The sequence below is a fragment of the uncultured Sphingomonas sp. genome (assembly GCF_937859915.1).
In the GTDB taxonomy this organism is placed as follows: domain Bacteria; phylum Pseudomonadota; class Alphaproteobacteria; order Sphingomonadales; family Sphingomonadaceae; genus Solisphingomonas.
Genome location: NZ_CALMAW010000040.1, coordinates 48,415 through 65,617, shown reverse-complemented (window position 1 = coordinate 65,617; position 17,203 = coordinate 48,415). Strand labels below are relative to the sequence as shown.

General features: G+C 70.8%; 15 protein-coding genes. 8 read left to right on the top strand and 7 right to left on the bottom strand.

From position 1 onward, the window contains the following. A partial coding sequence (locus Q0326_RS06305; protein ID WP_298688277.1) for a glycosyltransferase occupies nt 1-1,009 on the bottom strand: 1,009 nt, incomplete at its 3' end. A 114-nt stretch (nt 1,010-1,123) separates the two neighbouring features. On the opposite strand from Q0326_RS06305, the gene Q0326_RS06300 reads away from it, so the two are divergent. Then, nucleotides 1,124-1,618 carry a MarR family winged helix-turn-helix transcriptional regulator gene (locus Q0326_RS06300; protein ID WP_298688275.1) on the top strand — a complete coding sequence of 165 codons (495 nt, stop codon included), beginning with the start codon at nt 1,124-1,126 and terminating at the stop codon, nt 1,616-1,618. Here Q0326_RS06300 and Q0326_RS06295 read toward each other — a convergent pair. From Q0326_RS06295 to hemC, 3 genes are read right to left on the bottom strand one after another with little or no spacing between them, the layout of a single operon-like run. Next, nucleotides 1,590-2,525, bottom strand: a complete 936-nt coding sequence (locus tag Q0326_RS06295) for a hypothetical protein (protein ID WP_298688273.1) — start codon at nt 2,523-2,525, stop codon at nt 1,590-1,592. The genes Q0326_RS06300 and Q0326_RS06295 overlap by 29 nt on opposite strands. Beyond that, nucleotides 2,522-3,193 (bottom strand): uroporphyrinogen-III synthase, encoded by a 672-nt coding sequence (locus Q0326_RS06290; protein ID WP_298688271.1) that lies wholly within the window; start codon nt 3,191-3,193, stop codon nt 2,522-2,524. Before Q0326_RS06290 ends, Q0326_RS06295 begins: the two co-directional genes overlap by 4 nt. Beyond that, the gene (gene hemC / locus Q0326_RS06285) at nt 3,190-4,110 is read right to left on the bottom strand and encodes a hydroxymethylbilane synthase (RefSeq protein WP_298688269.1); all 921 of its coding nucleotides are present in this window, start codon (nt 4,108-4,110) and stop codon (nt 3,190-3,192) included. Before hemC ends, Q0326_RS06290 begins: the two co-directional genes overlap by 4 nt. A 129-nt stretch (nt 4,111-4,239) precedes the next feature. On the opposite strand from hemC, the gene tsaD reads away from it, so the two are divergent. Then, nucleotides 4,240-5,271, top strand: coding sequence for a tRNA (adenosine(37)-N6)-threonylcarbamoyltransferase complex transferase subunit TsaD (gene tsaD, locus Q0326_RS06280; protein ID WP_298688267.1), 1,032 nt, complete (start codon nt 4,240-4,242; stop codon nt 5,269-5,271). Beyond that, nucleotides 5,268-6,245: an NAD(P)H-dependent glycerol-3-phosphate dehydrogenase gene (locus Q0326_RS06275; protein WP_298688264.1), complete on the top strand. Its 978-nt coding sequence runs from the start codon at nt 5,268-5,270 to the stop codon at nt 6,243-6,245. Before tsaD ends, Q0326_RS06275 begins: the two co-directional genes overlap by 4 nt. Before the next feature lie 144 nt (nt 6,246-6,389). On the opposite strand, the gene Q0326_RS06270 is transcribed toward Q0326_RS06275, so the two are convergent. Continuing rightward, nucleotides 6,390-6,560, bottom strand: a complete 171-nt coding sequence (locus Q0326_RS06270; protein ID WP_298688262.1) for a DUF1674 domain-containing protein — start codon at nt 6,558-6,560, stop codon at nt 6,390-6,392. A 46-nt stretch (nt 6,561-6,606) separates the two neighbouring features. Here Q0326_RS06270 and Q0326_RS06265 point away from each other — a divergent pair, with 46 nt between their 5' ends. The 4 genes from Q0326_RS06265 to purH are packed head-to-tail and all read left to right on the top strand — an operon-like array spanning nt 6,607 to nt 11,959. After that, nucleotides 6,607-7,884 (top strand): transcription antitermination factor NusB, encoded by a 1,278-nt coding sequence (locus Q0326_RS06265; protein ID WP_298688260.1) that lies wholly within the window; start codon nt 6,607-6,609, stop codon nt 7,882-7,884. 33 nt (nt 7,885-7,917) lie between these two features. Continuing rightward, the gene (gene rpe, locus Q0326_RS06260) at nt 7,918-8,580 is read left to right on the top strand and encodes a ribulose-phosphate 3-epimerase (protein ID WP_298688258.1); all 663 of its coding nucleotides are present in this window, start codon (nt 7,918-7,920) and stop codon (nt 8,578-8,580) included. A 4-nt stretch (nt 8,581-8,584) separates the two neighbouring features. Then, nucleotides 8,585-10,354: a heparinase II/III family protein gene (locus Q0326_RS06255; protein WP_298688256.1), complete on the top strand. Its 1,770-nt coding sequence runs from the start codon at nt 8,585-8,587 to the stop codon at nt 10,352-10,354. Between the two features lie 15 nt (nt 10,355-10,369). Beyond that, entirely contained in the window at nt 10,370-11,959 is a 1,590-nt protein-coding gene (purH, locus tag Q0326_RS06250; RefSeq protein WP_298688254.1) for a bifunctional phosphoribosylaminoimidazolecarboxamide formyltransferase/IMP cyclohydrolase, read from the top strand. A 95-nt stretch (nt 11,960-12,054) separates the two neighbouring features. Here purH and Q0326_RS06245 read toward each other — a convergent pair whose 3' ends face one another. Both Q0326_RS06245 and polA read right to left on the bottom strand, forming a co-directional pair. After that, nucleotides 12,055-13,572: a lipopolysaccharide biosynthesis protein gene (locus Q0326_RS06245; RefSeq protein WP_298688252.1), complete on the bottom strand. Its 1,518-nt coding sequence runs from the start codon at nt 13,570-13,572 to the stop codon at nt 12,055-12,057. Then, nucleotides 13,569-16,388 (bottom strand): DNA polymerase I, encoded by a 2,820-nt coding sequence (gene polA, locus Q0326_RS06240; RefSeq protein WP_298688250.1) that lies wholly within the window; start codon nt 16,386-16,388, stop codon nt 13,569-13,571. Before polA ends, Q0326_RS06245 begins: the two co-directional genes overlap by 4 nt. A gap of 99 nt (nt 16,389-16,487) precedes the next feature. On the opposite strand from polA, the gene Q0326_RS06235 reads away from it, so the two are divergent. Continuing rightward, nucleotides 16,488-17,171: a hypothetical protein gene (locus tag Q0326_RS06235; protein WP_298688248.1), complete on the top strand. Its 684-nt coding sequence runs from the start codon at nt 16,488-16,490 to the stop codon at nt 17,169-17,171. Nucleotides 17,172-17,203 lie beyond the last annotated feature (32 nt).

Below are 17,203 nucleotides of genomic sequence, written 5' to 3'. Positions count from 1 at the left end.
CGGCGACCCCGCCCGACCAGCCGAGCCGGTCCCAGCCGGCGAGCGCAATCCCGGACAGCCAGCGGGCCTTCTGGCGGACCGCGGCGTCGATCCGGTGCGGGAAGCAGGCGTGGACAGCGACCAGCCCATCGCCATCCGCCGCGCGCAACCGCACGAACGCACCGCGCCCGCCTGCCGCGCCGATGCGGAGGCCGAGCTCATAATCCTCCGTCAGGCTGGCGGGATCGAACGGACCGCCGGCGTTGCCCGGCTGCGCGGCGATCGCGCCGAGCGTGTCGCGCGCGATCGCGCAGCCGACGCCGGCGGAGGGCACGGCGGCGCCGATCGCCTCGCGCACCACCACCTGCTTGGCGTGCGCCTCGGCGAACTCGCCGCAATAATGGCCCGAAACCAACGCGCCCGACACGCCGACCCCGCGCACGACGCGGGCGTGGACCGGGATCTGGACCAGCGCGAACCGCTCGATCAGTGAGTCATAGACGGTCAATTCGTCGCGATGGACGATGTCCTCGGCGTCATGCAGCACCACCGCCTTGCTCGGTCCGTCGACGCGCTCGTCGGCGCACAGCGCGCGCCAGATCGCATTGAGGCAGTCGGCCTTCGTCGTCGGACCCGGCACGTCGCCGACGACGATCCGGACGTGGTGGTCGCCGGCCGCGGCGCGCGTGACGGCGGCAAGCGTCGCCGGGTCGTTGGGATAGCAGCCGACATACAGCCGCCAGTCGGGGTGGCGGACGGTGGCCAGCGCGGTCGCAACCATGCCGCCGATCACCGCTTCCTCCTGCCAGGCCGGCACGACGATCACGAGCCGGCCCGGTCGTGTCGGCGGCGACAGTGTGCCGGCGTCGGCGCGGGGATGACGGCGATAGACCGTGACGTTCCGCCACAGCGAGCGACCGAGCCAGATGAGGTCGATGACGAGATCGTCGAGCCCGCCGAGCAGGAAGCCGACCGACGCCGCCACCGCGAGTTCGCGCGCGATCACCCCGACCGGATCGAACCAGCCCATGTCCACAGCCCCCCGCGGACCGTCAGATTAGCCGATTTCGGAGGGGTATCGACTCGGATCTGGATCAGAATGGCGGCGCTTGCCCCGCGCCGCGTCAGGCGCGAAGAGGGCGCCATGTCCTCTTCGTCGCCTCCGCCTGCCGTGCCGCCGTCGCTGCTCCGGCTCGAACGCTTCCTGCCCTATCGCCTGTCGATCGCCTCGAACCGGGTCAGCGATCTCGTCGCCGAGGCCTATTCGCGGCTGTTTGCGCTGAGCATCCCGCAATGGCGCGTCATCGCCGTGCTCGGGGAAGGCACGCCGCTGACCCAGCTTGCGATCGTCGGGCAGACGGTGATGGACAAGATGACGGTCAGCCGCGCGGTGCGGGCGCTGGTCGCACGCGGCGTGATCGATCGCGCCCCGCACGCCGACGACAAGCGCTCGCAGCTGCTCGCGCTCAGTGACGCGGGGCGCCTGCTCTACGCCAGCGTCGCACCCGCGGCACTGGCGATGGAGGCGGCATTGCTCGACGGCTTTTCGGGCGAGGAAGTCGCGACGCTCGAGGCGGCGCTGGCCAAGCTGGAGGCGGCGACCGTGCGGCTCAGTCGGAAGCCGAAGTCGTCGGCGTAGCGACGGCAGCCGGCGCGGGCGCCGTGGTCGCGGGACGCGGCACCGCGATCGGGCCCCCCGTGGTCGGATCGAGCAAGGCGGCGGTCTCGATCTGGTCGAGCGCGGCCCGGCCGACAAGATAGCGGCGGGCGCCGACGATCCATTTGTCGGCGGCGTGATGGTCGGTGAGCCGCGCGATCTCGGCAAGCGCGCCGTCGACCTGGCCCGCCTCGAGCAGCCGCTGGGCCCGCGCGACGCGGTCGGCGGGCAGCGTCGAGGGCTCGCCCGCACGCCGCACCACGACCAGGCCGGTCAGCGCGTTGTGGAAAGACTCCCACCAGCTTTCATCGGGTGTGCCGCCCTGTGCGAGCACCGGCGCGATCGCGTCGAGCCCGTTCTGCAGGTCGGCCAGCGTCACCGGCGTGCGCGCCGCGGTCAGGATGGCGCCGACCGACTGCGGTTGGGTGCCGCCGAAGCGCTCGCGCAACAGCCCCTCGATATAGCCGAGCCCAACCCCCTGATCGAGCGCGCGCCGTGCGGCGAAGGCGACCAGCAGCCCTTCGGCGCGCGACGCGTCGCCGGTCGCTTCCTTGGCCTGCGTCTCGATGTCGGCGACCTTGCCCTCAAGCGTCTCGACCCGTGCGGTCATCTGCGGATCGACCCCGCCGGGGAGCTTGACCACCGGCACCGGCACCGGCCGGATCACCACCTTCTGCGCAAGCACCGCCTCGGCCTTGGCCTGCTCGGCGGTCTCGAGATGCAGCAGCCGTGCCGTACGCGCGTCGTGGGTGACCAGCCAGCCCATCAGGAAAACGCCGCCCGCGAAGGCGGCCAGCACGGTCAGCGGCGCCCACAACCAGAAACGCGACCGCCGCGGTTCGCTGTCGAACTCATACTCGCTGTCCATCCGCGGCCCCATCTCGGTCATCCGCCGTGATCGCACAGCTTGGCCGTCGCCGCCAGCAGCGCGGCATCGGTGGGGCGGTCCGCCACCGCGACGGCCCGCCAGCCCGCGCCGGCGGCATCGCGCGTCGCGACGCTGATCGCGGCGATCGCGATGTGCGTGGGGTCGACCAAGGTCGCGAACAGGGCCGCGGCGCGGGGCGAATGGAGCAGCGCGATCGCATCGGGCAGCGCCTCATGCGCCACTTCGGGAAGCGTGGTAACGGCGTCGGCGGCATAGACGAAGCGGCGCTCGATCGTGACGGCCGCGCCGACCGGTGCGCGATGATCGCGTCCGGCAAGGTGGAGCAGGTCGGCGACGCCGTCGCGTCTGGCCTGGGCGACGATCGCCTCGACGCCGTCCTCGCCCGTGACGATGTGCGCGAACCCGGCGGCACGTGCGGCCGCGGCGGTCGCGTCGCCGACTGCGTAAAGCGGCAGGTCGACGAGCGCTGCGAGCCCGGGACCGCCCTGTCGCGCCGCGTTGGCGCTGGTCATCAGTACCGCCTGCGGGCGCTTGGCAGGCATCGTCCAGTCGCGCGGCCCAATGGTGAACAGCGGCGCCACGATCGCCGCTAGGCCCCGCGCGTTGGCCGTCGCCGCGGTCGCCGATGCGCCGGGTTCGGGCCGCAGCACCAGCAGCGGTCGGCTCATCGCCCGGTAAACAGCCGCGCCAGCACCGGCGACGCACGGGCGAGCAGCAGGTCGGCGAGCGCGCCGGCTTCCTCCGGACGATCGGCGCGGATCGTCGTCCGGTCGGCGCAGCGATGCGCGCCGTCCTCGCTGAGCAGCTCGGCGGCGATGTCGATGCGATCGCCGTCGAGCCGGGCGAGCGCGGCCATCGGTGAATGGCAGTCGGCGCCCAGCGCGGCAAGCAATGCGCGCTCGGCCAGCACGCAGATGTGCGTCGCCCGGTCGTCGATCGCGGCGAGCAGCGCGCGGGTTGCGACGTCGTCGGTGCGCGCCTCGATCCCGACCGCGCCCTGCGCCGGGGCGGGCAGCATCACGTCGATCGGCACGGCGTTACCGACATCGAAGCGCGACAGCCGGTCGAGCCCGGCGGCGGCGAGCAGCGTCGCATCGGCTTCGCCTTCGGCGAGCTTGCGCAGCCGCGTGTCGACGTTGCCGCGGAACGGCACGATCGTGACGTCGGGGCGCAGGTGCCGGATTTGTGCCGCGCGGCGTGGCGATGACGTGCCGACCCGGGCGCCGTGGGACAATGCCTCGATGGTCGCGGCGCCGACCAGCCGGTCGCGGACGTCGGCGCGCGCCAGCATCGCCGCGATCGTGATCGCCTGCGGCCGGATCGTCTCGACGTCCTTCATCGAGTGGACCGCGAAATCGATCTCGCCGCCGATCAGCGCACGGTCGAGCTCCTTGGTCCACAGCGCCTTGCCGCCGATCTCGGCGAGCGATCGGTCCTGGACGCGGTCGCCGGTGGTCTTGACCGTCACGATCGCGATGGCCGTTTCGTCCCAGCCATGCGCGTCGCGCAAGGCGGCGGCGACGAGCCGCGCCTGGACGAGCGCGAGCGGCGAACCGCGGGTGCCGAGTTTGAGCGGATGAACCACGCTGAATCCGTTCGAGCTGAGCCTGTTGGCGCCCTGCCTACGTCCGACGCTAGGGAAAAGTACAGCCCCCCGCTGGCCGGCCCCGGGGCAGGCTTCGACAAGCCGGGGACGAACGGCTAGGGGACGGCCATGCTCATCCTCGGCCTCGAATCCTCGTGCGACGAGACCGCCGCCGCGCTGGTCGACGGCGACCGCGTCATCCTGTCGCACCGGCTGGCGGGGCAGGAGGCGGCGCACCGGCCCTATGGCGGCGTCGTCCCCGAGATCGCCGCCCGCGCGCATGTCGAGGCGCTCGGGCCGCTGATCGCGGGCGCGCTCGCCGATGCGGGCAAGACGCTCGCCGACATCGATGCCGTCGCCGCGACAGCCGGGCCGGGACTGATCGGCGGTGTCATGGTCGGGCTGCTGATGGCCAAGGGGCTGGCGCTGTCGGCGAACAAGCCGCTGGTCGCGGTCAACCATCTCGAAGGCCATGCGCTGTCGCCGCGGCTCGCCGATCCGACGCTGGCGTTTCCCTATCTGCTGCTGCTCGTCTCGGGCGGGCATTGCCAGCTGCTGCTGGTCGAGGGCGTCGGCCGCTACCGCCGGCTCGCCACCACGATCGACGATGCCGCGGGCGAGGCGTTCGACAAGACTGCGAAACTGCTCGGCCTGGGTTTCCCCGGTGGCCCCGCGGTCGAGCGCACCGCGCTGCTGGGCGATGCGACCGCGGTGCCGTTGCCGCGGCCGTTGCTCGGTTCGACCGAGCCGCATTTCTCCTTCGCCGGGCTCAAGAGCGCGGTGCTGCGCGCACGCGATTCGGGGCGATATCGCGCGGAGGACATCGCCGCGGCGTTCCAGCAGGCGGTGGTCGACTGTCTGATCGACCGGACGCGGCGCGCGCTGGCCTCGGCGCAGGGCGCAACCGCACTGGTGGTCGCCGGCGGCGTCGCGGCCAATGGCGCGGTGCGCACCGCACTCGAGGCGCTCGCGCACGACCATGGCCTGCGCTTCTCGGCGCCGCCGTTGTGGCTGTGCACCGACAATGCCGCGATGATCGCCTGGGCGGGGGTCGAGCGCTTCCAGGCGGGGCTGACCGATCCGCTCGACACGCCCGCCCGCCCACGCTGGCCGCTCGACCCCTCCGCCGAGGCGGTGCGCGGCGCGGGGGTGAAGGCGTGAGGCTGGGCGTCGTCGGCGGCGGCGCTTGGGGCACCGCGTTGGCGCAGGTCGGCGCGGCCGGTGGTCCGGTGACGCTTTGGGCGCGCTCGGCCGAACTCGTGGCGACGATCAACGCCGATCACGCCAACCCGGCCTATCTGCCCGGCGTCGCGCTGTCGGCCGCGATCGCCGCGACCACCGACGCGCAGGCGCTGGCCGCGTGCGACGCGTGGTTGCTCGTCACCCCGGCGCAGCATTTGCGCACCGTCATGGCCGGCCTGCCCGTCACCGACACGCCACTGGTCCTGTGCGCCAAGGGGATCGAGGCGGGCTCGCGCCTGCTGATGTCCGAACTCGCCGCCGACCTTCGCCCCGGCGCGCCGATCGCGGTGCTGTCTGGCCCGACCTTCGCGCATGAGGTCGCCGCCGGGCTGCCGACCGCGGTGACGCTCGCCTGCGCCGATGAGGCTTTGGGCACGATTCTCGCCGCGCGGCTCGCCCGGCCCGGCTTCCGGCCCTATCGCTCGGACGACGTACTCGGCGCCGAGATTGGCGGCGCGGTCAAGAATGTGCTGGCGATCGCCTGCGGCGTCGTCGCGGGGTGCGGGCTTGGGCAGAATGCCGCCGCGGCGCTGATCGCCCGCGGCTTCGCCGAGATGGTGCGCTTCGGCGGCGCGAGAGGCGCGCGCGCCGAGACGCTGGCCGGCCTGTCGGGGTTGGGCGACCTGGTGCTGACCTGCTCGTCGACCAGCTCGCGCAACTATTCGCTGGGGCTTGGTCTCGGCCGCGGCGAGAGCGCGGAGTCGCTGCTCGCGCATCGCCGGACCGTCGCGGAAGGCGCCGCGACCGCGCCGGTGCTGGCGGAGGCGGCGCGCGCCTGCGGGGTCGAGATGCCGATCGTCGAGGCGGTGCGCGACCTGCTCGGCGGCGCCGCGTCGGTGGACGCGGTGGTCGAGCGCCTGCTCGCGCGGCCGCTGAGGGACGAGGCGCGATGAGGGAGGCGGCGGTTCTTCTCCCTCTCCCCGTCGGGGAGAGGGTCGGGGTGAGGGGGAGCGCCGCGTCAGCGTCGCGTCCCACTTCGAAGGCTGGAACTCCTCACCCAACCCTCTCCCTGTGGGAGAGGGCTTTAAAGGCGCGCTTCAGAAATCGATCGCGATGCCCTTCTTCTCCCAATCGCCATAGCGGGTGGGATCGAGCGGTGCGGGAACGTCGTGCGACGCCTCGGGCTCGGGCACCGGCGGGCTCGGCGAGAGGTGCGGGGGCGCTTTCACATGCGCGGGGCGTTCGCCGGGACGTCGTTCGGTCATCATCAATCTCCTGCTCCAAGATCGGCCTGCCAATGACGAAGTGCAACCCATGACCGGCCCCACCTCCGGTCCCGAGACCGAACCCGCCGGTACCGCCGCGCGCCGCGCCGCGCTCCGCCTGCTCGACGCCGTGCTGCGCCGCGGGCTGCCGCTCGAAGCGGCGCTGTCGGCGTCGACCAGCGTGCTCAAGCGCCCCGACGACCGCGGCCTGGCGCGCGCGATCGCGTCGGAGGCCCTGCGCCGGTTGCCCGATCTCGACGCGCTGATCGATTCGGCGACGCAGAAGCCGCTGCCCGATGACGCCAAGGCGCGCTTCGCGCTGCGCATCGCGCTGGTCCAGGCGCTGGCGATGAACACGCCGCCGCACGCCGCGATCGCGACCGCGCTGCCGCTGGTCGACGGCGGCCCGCGCCGGCTCGTCCACGGCGTGTTCGGCACGCTGATGCGCGGGGGCGCGAGCCTGCCCGCCCTGCCGCATCTGCCGACCCCGGTCTGGGCACGCTGGCAGGTGTGGGGCGAGGCTGCGGTCGAAGCCGCGCGCACGGGGCTCGCCGGTCGGCCGCCGCTTGACCTGACGCTCGCCGATCCCGCCGCCACCGCGGAGTGGGCCGCGCGGCTCGGCGCGGCCAGCCTGATGCCGGGCCATCTCCGTCTCGATGCCGCGGATGTCACCGCGCTGCCCGGCTATGACGAGGGCGCCTGGTGGGTGCAGGACATCTCGGCTTCGCTTCCCGCGCGTCTGCTCGGCAAGGCAAAGGACGGCGGTACCGCCCTCGATCTGTGCGCCGCACCCGGCGGCAAGACGCTGCAGCTTGCGGCGGCCGGCTGGGAGACCACCGGCGTCGAACTCGCGCCGACGCGGCTCGCACGGCTGCGCGACAATCTGATCCGCACCGCGCTGCCCGCGACGCTGGTCGAGGCCGACGTCATGAAGTGGCAACCCAAGGCCCCCGTCGACGCGCTGCTGCTCGACGCGCCCTGCTCGGCGACCGGAATCTATCGCCGCCATCCCGACGTGCTCCACCGCGTCCGCGCGTCCGCGATCGCCGAGCTGGCGACGCAGCAGGCGGCGATGCTTGCGCGCGCCGCCGAGTGGGTGAAGCCCGGCGGCACGCTCGTCTATGCGGTCTGCTCGCTCGAGCTGCAGGAGGGCGAGCGCGTCGCGGCGGCGGCAAGCGGCGGCCTTGCCGTCGATCCGATCCGCGCGGACGAGCTTCCCGCAGGGCTCGCGCCGACGCCTGAAGGCTGGCTGCGCATTGCCCCCGGCGCGCTTGCCGAAGCCGGCGGGTGCGACGGCTTCTTCATCGCGCGCTTCGTCAAGTCTTGATGCCGGGCGCCGCTTGGCGCTAGGCGGTGTGGGATGATAAAACCGGTCCGCATCGCACCCTCGATCCTGTCCGCCGATTTCGCGCGGCTCGGCGAGGAGGTGCGCGCGATCGACGCGGCGGGCGCCGACTGGATCCATGTCGACGTGATGGACGGGCATTTCGTCCCCAACATCACGATCGGCCCCGCGGTGGTGAAGGCGCTGCGCCCGCACACGAGCAAGCCGTTCGACGTGCATCTGATGATCTCGCCGATCGACGCCTATCTTGAGGCGTTTGCGGAGGCCGGCGCGGACTGCCTGACCGTCCATCCCGAGGCGGGGCCGCACATCCACCGCACCGTCCAGACGATCAAGCATTTGGGGAAGCGCGCGGGCGTGGTGCTGTGCCCGGCGACCAACGAGGACGTGCTCGACTATCTGCTCGACACGATCGACCTCGTGTTGGTGATGACGGTCAATCCCGGCTTCGGCGGCCAGAGCTTCCTCGACTCGCAGCTCAAGAAGATCGAGCGGATCCGCGCGATGATCGATTCGACTGGACGCGACATCGATCTCGAGGTCGATGGCGGCGTCGATCACGCCACCGCGCCGCTGTGCCTCGCGGCAGGCGCCGATGCGCTGGTCGCGGGCACCGCAACCTTCAAGGGCGGTGCGGCGGCCTATGCCGCCAACATCGCCGGCCTGCGGGGAGCCTAGCGGGATGACCGTGGCCCGCCGGATCGAAGGCTCGCGCGAGCCGCTCCTAGACGCGGGTGTCGATTCGATCGCCGACGGCATCGAGCCCGGCCGCCGTCTGATCCGCGTCGGGGACGACCGCGGCGCGAGCCTCGCCGAGCGCGTCGCGGCGCGCTTCCACCGGCTGACCTGGGGCACGCCGCTGCACGCGCTGCGGCTGCGCGGGCGCTTCCCGCTCAAGCTGCTCGGCGTGCCGACCGATCCGATCGCGGGGGATCGCGAGGCCGGGCTCGACATTCTCGACGGCGAGATCGGCCAGGGCCGCGAACGCACCGACACCGCGACGCTCGATTTCGCCGCCCCCGGCCGCTCGGCGGGATTCTGCGACTATCTGCAGAGCTTCGCCTGGCTGCGCGACCTCGCCGCCTCGGGCCCCCGCGCGACCGCGGTCCCTGCTGCCGAGACGCTGACCCGGCGCTGGCTCGATCGCCATGCCGCTGCGGTCGACGAGGCGGCGTGGCGGCCCGATCTGTGGGGTCATCGAATCCTTGCCTGGACGATGCATGCGCCGCTGATCCTGTCCTCGTCGGATCTGGTCTATCGCTCGGCGGTGCTCAACACGCTCGCGCGGGGGGCGCGTCATCTCGACCGGGTCGCCGAGAAGGCGCCGACCGGTCTGCCGCGCGTCGCCGCTTATGCGGGCTCGATCGCGGCGGGCATGCTGATCCCCGGCGGCGAGCCGCGGCTGCTGTATGGCGAGCAGGGCATCGCCAAGGCGCTGACGCTGGCGGTGCACGACGATGGCGGCATCGTCAGCCGCTCGCCGGTCGATCTCGTCGAGCTGGTCGAACTGCTCGCGCAGCTGATCGCGGTCTATGAGCTTGGCCGGCGCGAGGTGCCCGTGTCGATCGCGCAGGCGCTCGCACGCGCCGTCCCGGCGCTGCTCGGCGTCACGATGGGTGATGGCGCGCTGTCGAGCTGGCAGGGCGGCGGGCCGCTGTCGGCCGAGCGCGTCTCGCGCGCGATCGCCGCCACGGGCATCCGCACCCGGCCGCAGCGCCAGTCGCGCGAATGGGGGTTCCAGCGGCTCGCCGGCGGCGCCACCGTCGTCGTCGCCGACTGCGCGCCGCCGCCCGCCTCACGGCTCGCGCGCGGCGGCTGCGCCTCGACGCTCGGCTTCGAACTCAGCGACGGTGCCCACCGTATCGTCGTCAATTGCGGCGGCGACCGGCCCTGGGGCGGCCTGCCGCGGCCGATCGCCGAGGCGCTGCGCACCAGTGCGGCGCATTCGACGCTGATCCTGGCGGATTCGAACTCGACCGCGATCCATGCCGACGGCTCGCTGGGCAAGGGCGTCACGCTGGTCGAACTCGACCGCCAGGAGCAGGAGACGGCGAGCCGGATCGAGGCGACGCATGACGGCTATGTCCGCCGCTTCGGGCTCAAACATTCGCGCAAGCTCGTGCTGTCCGCGGACGGGCGCGAACTTGCCGGTGACGACGTGCTGCTGCCCGCCGGCAGCCGCAAGGGCCATGGCGCGATCGGCTTCGCGCTGCGCTTCCATCTTGCCCCCGGCGTCGAGCCGACCGCGACCGCCGACGGGCTCGGCGCGCTGCTCCGCATCGACGGCGGTCCCTTGTGGCAGTTCCGCTGTCGCGGCGGCGCGCTCGCGATCGAGGAGAGCATTTCGATCGACGGCCGCGGCCGGCCGGTGACCGCGGCCCAGCTCGTCGTCACGGGCGAGACCCCCGCGGGCGGCACCAGCATCTCCTGGGCGCTCAAGCGCGCCGGCTAATCATCTGAGGACATCATGGCGAACGTGAAGATCACCCGGGCACTGCTGTCGGTGTCGGACAAGAGCGGCTTGGCCGAACTCGGCGCCGCGCTCGCGCGCCACGGCGTCGAACTGGTCTCGACCGGGGGCACCGCCAAGGCGCTGCGTGACGCGGGCCTCGACGTGCAGGACGTCTCCGACCTCACCGGCTTCCCCGAGATGATGGACGGTCGCGTCAAGACGCTGCACCCCAAGGTGCATGGCGGACTGCTCGCGGTGCGCGACGATGCCGCTCACGTACAGGCGATGGTCGATCACGGCATCGCCGCCATCGATCTGGTCGTCGTCAACCTCTATCCGTTCGCGCAGACCGTGGCGAAGGGTGCGGCGCGCGACGAGATCATCGAGAATATCGATATCGGCGGCCCGTCGATGGTCCGTTCGGCGGCCAAGAACCACGCCTTCGTTGCGATCGCCACCGATCCCGCCGATTATGCGACGATCATTGCCGAGCTCGACGCCCATGGCGGCGCGACGACGATCGAGACGCGCCGGATGCTCGCCGCCAAGGCGTTCGCGGCGACGGCAGCCTATGACGCGATGATCTCGTCCTGGTTCGCGCACGCCGACCAAGCCCAGATGTTTCCCGAGGCGCTGTCGGTGCCGATCCGCAAGGCGGCGGAATTGCGCTATGGCGAGAACCCGCATCAGCACGCCGCGCTCTACGTCCCCGTCGGCCCGAGCGCCCGCGGTATCGCGCAAGCCGAGCAGATCCAGGGCAAGGCGCTCAGCTACAATAATTATAACGACGCCGACGCCGCGCTCGAGCTTGTCGCCGAATTTCGCGACGGGCCGCCGACCGTGGTGATCGTCAAGCACGCCAATCCGTGTGGCGTCGCCACCGGCGAGACGTTGGTCGAGGCCTATCAGGCAGCCCTGGCGTGCGACAGCGTGTCGGCGTTCGGCGGAATCATCGCGGTCAACCGCCCGCTCGACGGCCCGACGGCGCAAGCAATTTCGGGCATCTTCACCGAAGTGGTGGTGGCGCCGGCCGCCGACGATGCGGCGAAAGCCGTGTTCGCGGCGAAGAAGAACCTGCGGCTGCTGCTGACCGGCGACCTGCCCGATGCCAAACGCCCGGGGCTGATGATGAAGAGCATCGCCGGCGGCATGCTCGTCCAGTCGCGCGACAATGGCGCGATTTCCGAGGCCGATCTCAAGGTGGTGACGCAGCGCCAGCCGACCGGCCAGGAACTCGCCGACTGCCTGTTCGCCTGGACCGTCGCCAAGCACGTCAAGTCCAACGCAATCGTCTACGCCAAGGACGGCGCGACCGCGGGGGTCGGCGCGGGCCAGATGAACCGGCTCGAGTCGGCGCGGATCGCGGCATGGAAGGCCAAGGATGCCGCGGAGAAGGCCGGCTGGGCGGAACCGCGCACGATCGGCTCGGCGGTCGCCTCGGACGCCTTCTTCCCGTTCGCCGATGGCTTGCTGGCGGCGGTCGAGGCGGGGGCCACCGCGGTGATCCAGCCGGGCGGCTCGATCCGCGACGAGGACGTCATCGCGGCCGCCGACGCGGCGGGGCTGGCGATGCTGTTCACGGGGATGCGCCACTTCCGGCATTGAGCTCGCCGTTCGTCCCGAGCGAAGTCGAGGGACAGGCTTCGAGCGCAACGTCTGACGCACGGTGCCTCGATTTCGCTCGGCACGAACGGTTGTGGCTAGGTCGCCGCCACCGTGGCACCAGGCTTCATGCTGAACAGCATCCGGTCGTCCTTGCCGAAGCCGCGATACCAGATCACCGCGCCGTAGCTGGCGAGGATAGCCGGGACGCCGAGCGCAAGTTCGAGCCATTCGGGCAGCCAGGTCGCGGCCACGCCGACGATCGTGCCGACCGCGACCGCCGGCACCAGCGGCCAGCGCCAGCCATTGACGCGCGCCTTTAACAGCTTGGCGAGCAGGCGCGACTTGGCGACCGAGGCGACGCCCAGCGCCAGAATCAGGGCGATTGCCGGGCCCGCCGCGGCGATCACGTCGTCCTTGATGTCGGCCACGGGGTGGAAAGCGCGGATCGCGTAGATCAGGATCACCGACAGCACTGTCTGCACGACGATCATCCCCACCGAGATCGCCAGATTGCGCTTGGCGGCGATGTAGATCAGCGCCGCCTCGCTCACGACCGCGGTCGCCGCGATCGCCTCGGCGGCCAGCAAGACCCCCAGCGCGCCCGTCCCGCCGACGAATTTGGGCCCGACCAGACCCATCACCGCTTCGCCCGGGATGCCGAGCGCCAGCGCGATCCCGACCTGCGCGGCGATGATCCAGAAGCCGACCTGGCGCACCTGCTGCGCCACCGCCTGCCTGTTGTCCTCTGCCAGATTCTGCGTGATCACCGGCCCGAGAATCGGATCGAAGCTGGTCTTGAGTTTTTGGGGAAGGCTCGCGACCTGCTGCGCGACGTAGTAAATTCCCACGATCGCGGGCGAGAAGAACAGCCCCAGAATGGCGATGTCGAGCCGGCGCGAGCCCCATTCGATCGCGTCGGCGCCGGCCAGCGGCAGGTTGCGAGTCATCATCTTGAACAGCCGCACCGGCTCGGGCCGCCAGCCCTTGGGCCAGCCATATTCGCGCAGCAGCGGCCAGATCGAGGCGACGAACGCGGCGCCGGCCGACAGCGCGTAGCTCAGGATCAGCCCGTCGCGCAGCGAGTAGAAGGAGAAGACGAACGCGGCGATGCTGATCGTCCATGGCTCGATCAGCGAGCGCGCCTTGACCGTCGCGCCGATGTCGCCGCGATAGGCGAGGCCGGCGAGTGCGATGTCCGAGCCCGCCCAGCCGAGCACGGTCAGCGGGAGCAGCCAGTCGAAGCCGTTCACCTCCGAATTGGGGAAGAGCAGCACCGGGCACATCATCAGGATCGCGGCTGCGAGAATCGAGAAGATCGCGCCGACCAGCATCCCGTCCCACACGACATGGACATGCGGGCGATGCGTCGTCGACAGCTGTTGCGCAAGCCCACGCTTGAGCCCGAGCGTGGCGAGCTGGCCGGCGAATTCGACGATGATCGTCGCATAAGCGAAGCGGCCGAGCACGTCGGCGCCGTAGATGCGGCCCGCGATGAACAGGAAGGGCAGCCGCGCCGCCAGCCGCAGCAGGAAGCCGAAGAAATTGGTGCGGCCGCCCTTGGCGAGCGCCGCGATGTCGCCGGGACCGTCGCCGTCGACCGCGAGAGCGCTCAATGTGCGGCGCCCCAGCTCGCGCCGGTGCCGATCTCGACGCCGAGCGGCACCGAGAGCGTCACCGCCGGGCTCGCGGCGCTCTCCATCACCGATCGGATCACGGACGTTGCCACGGCGACGTCGCCCTCGGGCAGCTCGAACACGAGTTCGTCGTGGACCTGCAGCAGCATCCGGACATGGCCGAGCCCCGCGGCGTCGAGTGCGGGGCCCATCCGCACCATCGCGCGCTTGATGATGTCGGCGCAGGTGCCCTGGATCGGCGCGTTGATCGCGGCGCGCTCGGCGCCCTGGCGGATATGTTGCGTGCTGTTGGCGATCTGCGGAAACCAGGTTTTTCGCCCGAACAGCGTCTCGGTGAAACCCTTGGCGCGGACCTGCTCGAGCGTATGGTTGATATAGGCGCTGATCCCGGGGAAGCGTTCGAAATAGCGGCTGATCATCGCCTGCGCGCTGTCGGCGTCGATCTCCAGTCGCGCGGCGAGTCCCCAGCGCGAGATGCCGTAGAGGATCGCGAAGTTGATCGTCTTGGCGCGCCCGCGGGTGTCGCGATTGACCTCGCCGAACAGCTCCATCGCGGTGCGCGCATGGACGTCGTCGCCGGCCGCGAACGCCTCCTTGAGCGCGGGCACGTCGGCCATGTGCGCGGCGAGGCGGAGCTCGATCTGGCTGTAGTCGGCGGCGAGGATGACATGGCCCGGCTCGGCGATGAAGGCGTCGCGGATCTGCCGGCCTGTCTCGGTGCGTATAGGGATGTTCTGCAGATTGGGATCGGTCGAGGAAAGGCGCCCGGTCTGCGCGCCGGTCAGCGAGTAGCTGGTGTGCACGCGGCCGGTCACCGGATTGATTTGGGCCTGCAGCGCCTCGGTATAGGTCGACTTGAGCTTGGCGACCTGCCGCCAGTCGAGCACCATCCGGCAGATCGCATTGCCTTCGGCCGCGAGCTTCTCGAGCACGGTGACGTCGGTCGAGTACGCGCCCGACTTGCCCTTCTTGCCGCCCTTGAGGCCCTTTTCGTCGAACAGCACCGCGCCCAGCTGCTGCGGCGAGCCGATCGTGAAGGGATGGCCCGCCTCGGCGTAGATCTCCTCGTCGAGCCGCGCCATCTCCTGGGTGAACTGGCTGGACAAATGCGAAAGCACGCCGCGATCGACCTTGATGCCCGCGCGCTCCATGCCCGCGATCACCGGGATCAGTGGGCGGTCGACCATCTCATAGACGCGCGTCGCGCCCTCATGCGCGAGCCGCGGCTTGAGCCGGGTCCACAGCCGGAAAGTGACGTCGGCATCCTCGGCGGCATAGGCGGTCGCGCGGTCGAGCGGGACGTGCGCGAAGCTGATCTGCTTCTTGCCGGTGCCGGTGACGTCCTTGAAGCTGATGCATGTATGGGCGAGATGCGTGGTCGCCGCGACGTCCATGCCGTGACCCCCCAAAATCTTGCCGCTGTCGAGGTTGAACGAGATCACCATCGAATCGTCGTACGACACGATCGCAAGCCCGTGCCGCGCGAGCACGTTGATGTCATATTTGATATTGTGCCCGATCTTGAGGACCGAAGGGTCCGCAAGAATCGGCGCCAGCCTGTCCACCACCCGCGTCAGCGACAATTGCGGCGGCTTCTCGCCGAACATGTCGTCGCTCGAGACATGGCCGACCGGCACATAGGCGGCGCGGCCCGGCGCGGTCGCGAGGCTGATCCCGACCAGCCCCGAGGCGACGCTGTCGAGCGCGTCGGTCTCGGTATCGATCGCGAGCAGGCCGCCGGCATAGGCCTCCGCGATGATCGCATCGAGCGCCGCCTCGTCGTGGATCGTCGCATAGGTGGTGCAGTCGATCGGCGGCAGTTCGGGCAGTTCCGGCATGCCGGTCCGTGCCGCGACCTCGGCGGCGGGCGCGGTCGCGTCGCTGACCGGCGTCGCGCGCAGATCGGTCGGCCGCGGCATCGGCTGCTCGCCGGTCAGCCGCGCGAGCAGCGTCTTGAAGCCCTGCCGATCGAGGAAGGCACGCAACGGTTCGGACGGGATGCCGTCGAGCTTGAGCGAATCCAGATCCTGCGGCAGATCCATGTCGCAGTGGAGCGCGACGAGCTTGCGCGACAGCAGCGCCATCTCGACGTTGGCGGCGAGATTGTCGCGCATCTTCGACGGCTTCATCGACGGGATCGCGGCGATCACGCCGTCCAGATCGCCATGTTCGAGGATCAGCTTGGACGCGGTCTTGGGGCCGATCCCCGGAACGCCCGGCACATTGTCGACGCTGTCGCCCATCAGCGCCAGCACGTCGCCGAGCCGCTCGGGCCCGACCCCGAATTTATCGACGACATATTGCACCGAGCGGCGCTCGTTCTTCATCGTGTCGAGCATGTCGACGCGGCCGGGCTGGATCAGCTGCGCCAGATCCTTGTCCGAGCTGACGATGGTCACGTTCCACCCCGCCTCGACCGCGCGGCAGGTATAGGTGGCGATGATGTCGTCGGCTTCAAAACCGGCCTCCTCGATGCAGGGCAGCGAGAAGGCACGCGTTGCGTCGCGGATCAGCGGGAATTGGGGCACCAGATCCTCGGGCGGCGGCGGGCGGTGCGCCTTATACTGGTCGTACATGTCGTTGCGGAAGGTGTGGCTGCCCTTGTCGAGCACCACTGCGAGGTGGGTCGGCCCGTCCGCCTTGTGCAGCGCATCGGCCAGCCGCCACAGCATTGCGGTATAGCCATAGACCGCGCCGACGTTGAGCCCGTCGCGATTGGTGAGCGGCGGCAGCTGATGATAGGCGCGGAAAATATAGCCGGAGCCGTCGACGAGGTAGAGATGGTTGGCGGACATGCGCGCGGCTTAGCAAGGCGCGACGGGCAAGGCGACAGGGAGCTGATCGTGTCGCCGCGCTTGGCAGGGGGGCTGTGACCGCGTTACCATGCTATCGACATGCCGATGCTGCCCCGGGCCAAAGCCTTCCTTCTGCTCACGATCCTGGGTGCGGTGCCGGCACAGGCCGCGCTGTTCGGCCGTCACGCGGTCACGATCGCCGACATCCACGGCTCTTCCCGCCCGATGACGGTGACCGCGCCCGACGACCGGACGCGCGCGATCGCGCGCTTCTCGGGACGTACGTCGGGTGACGACGCGGGCGGGCTGACGGTCTTCCTTGGTGGCGACGACCATGATTTTGCCGGCGGCCCCAAGGCCGAGCTGCTGTGGGCACCCGATTCGCGCGCGCTCGCGGTGACCGCCGACGATGGCGGCGCGACCGGCCGGTTCGATCTCGCGATCCTGGTCCGGCGCAAGAAGGGGCGGCACTGGCGCCAGATCGATCTCAGCAAGCGCGTCGCCACGCTGTTCGCGGCAGAGATGCGCTGTCGCGAGCGCGAGACCCCCAATGTCGGCGCGGTCGGCTGGACGAGCGGGCAGCGGCTGATCGTGGCCGCGCAGGTGCCGCCGCATTCAGGATGCGCGAACATAGGGCATGTCGCGGCCTATGTCGTCGACGCGAAGTCGGGCGAGGTGCTGATGGAGGTCGATCCGCGCACGCTGCATCGGCATTATCGACGGATGCTCGGGACGGTGTTCATGACGGGCCCGAGGCATCATCATCGCCGCCACATGCGCTGAGAGAAAGCCCTCTCCCTTGAGGGAGAGGGTTG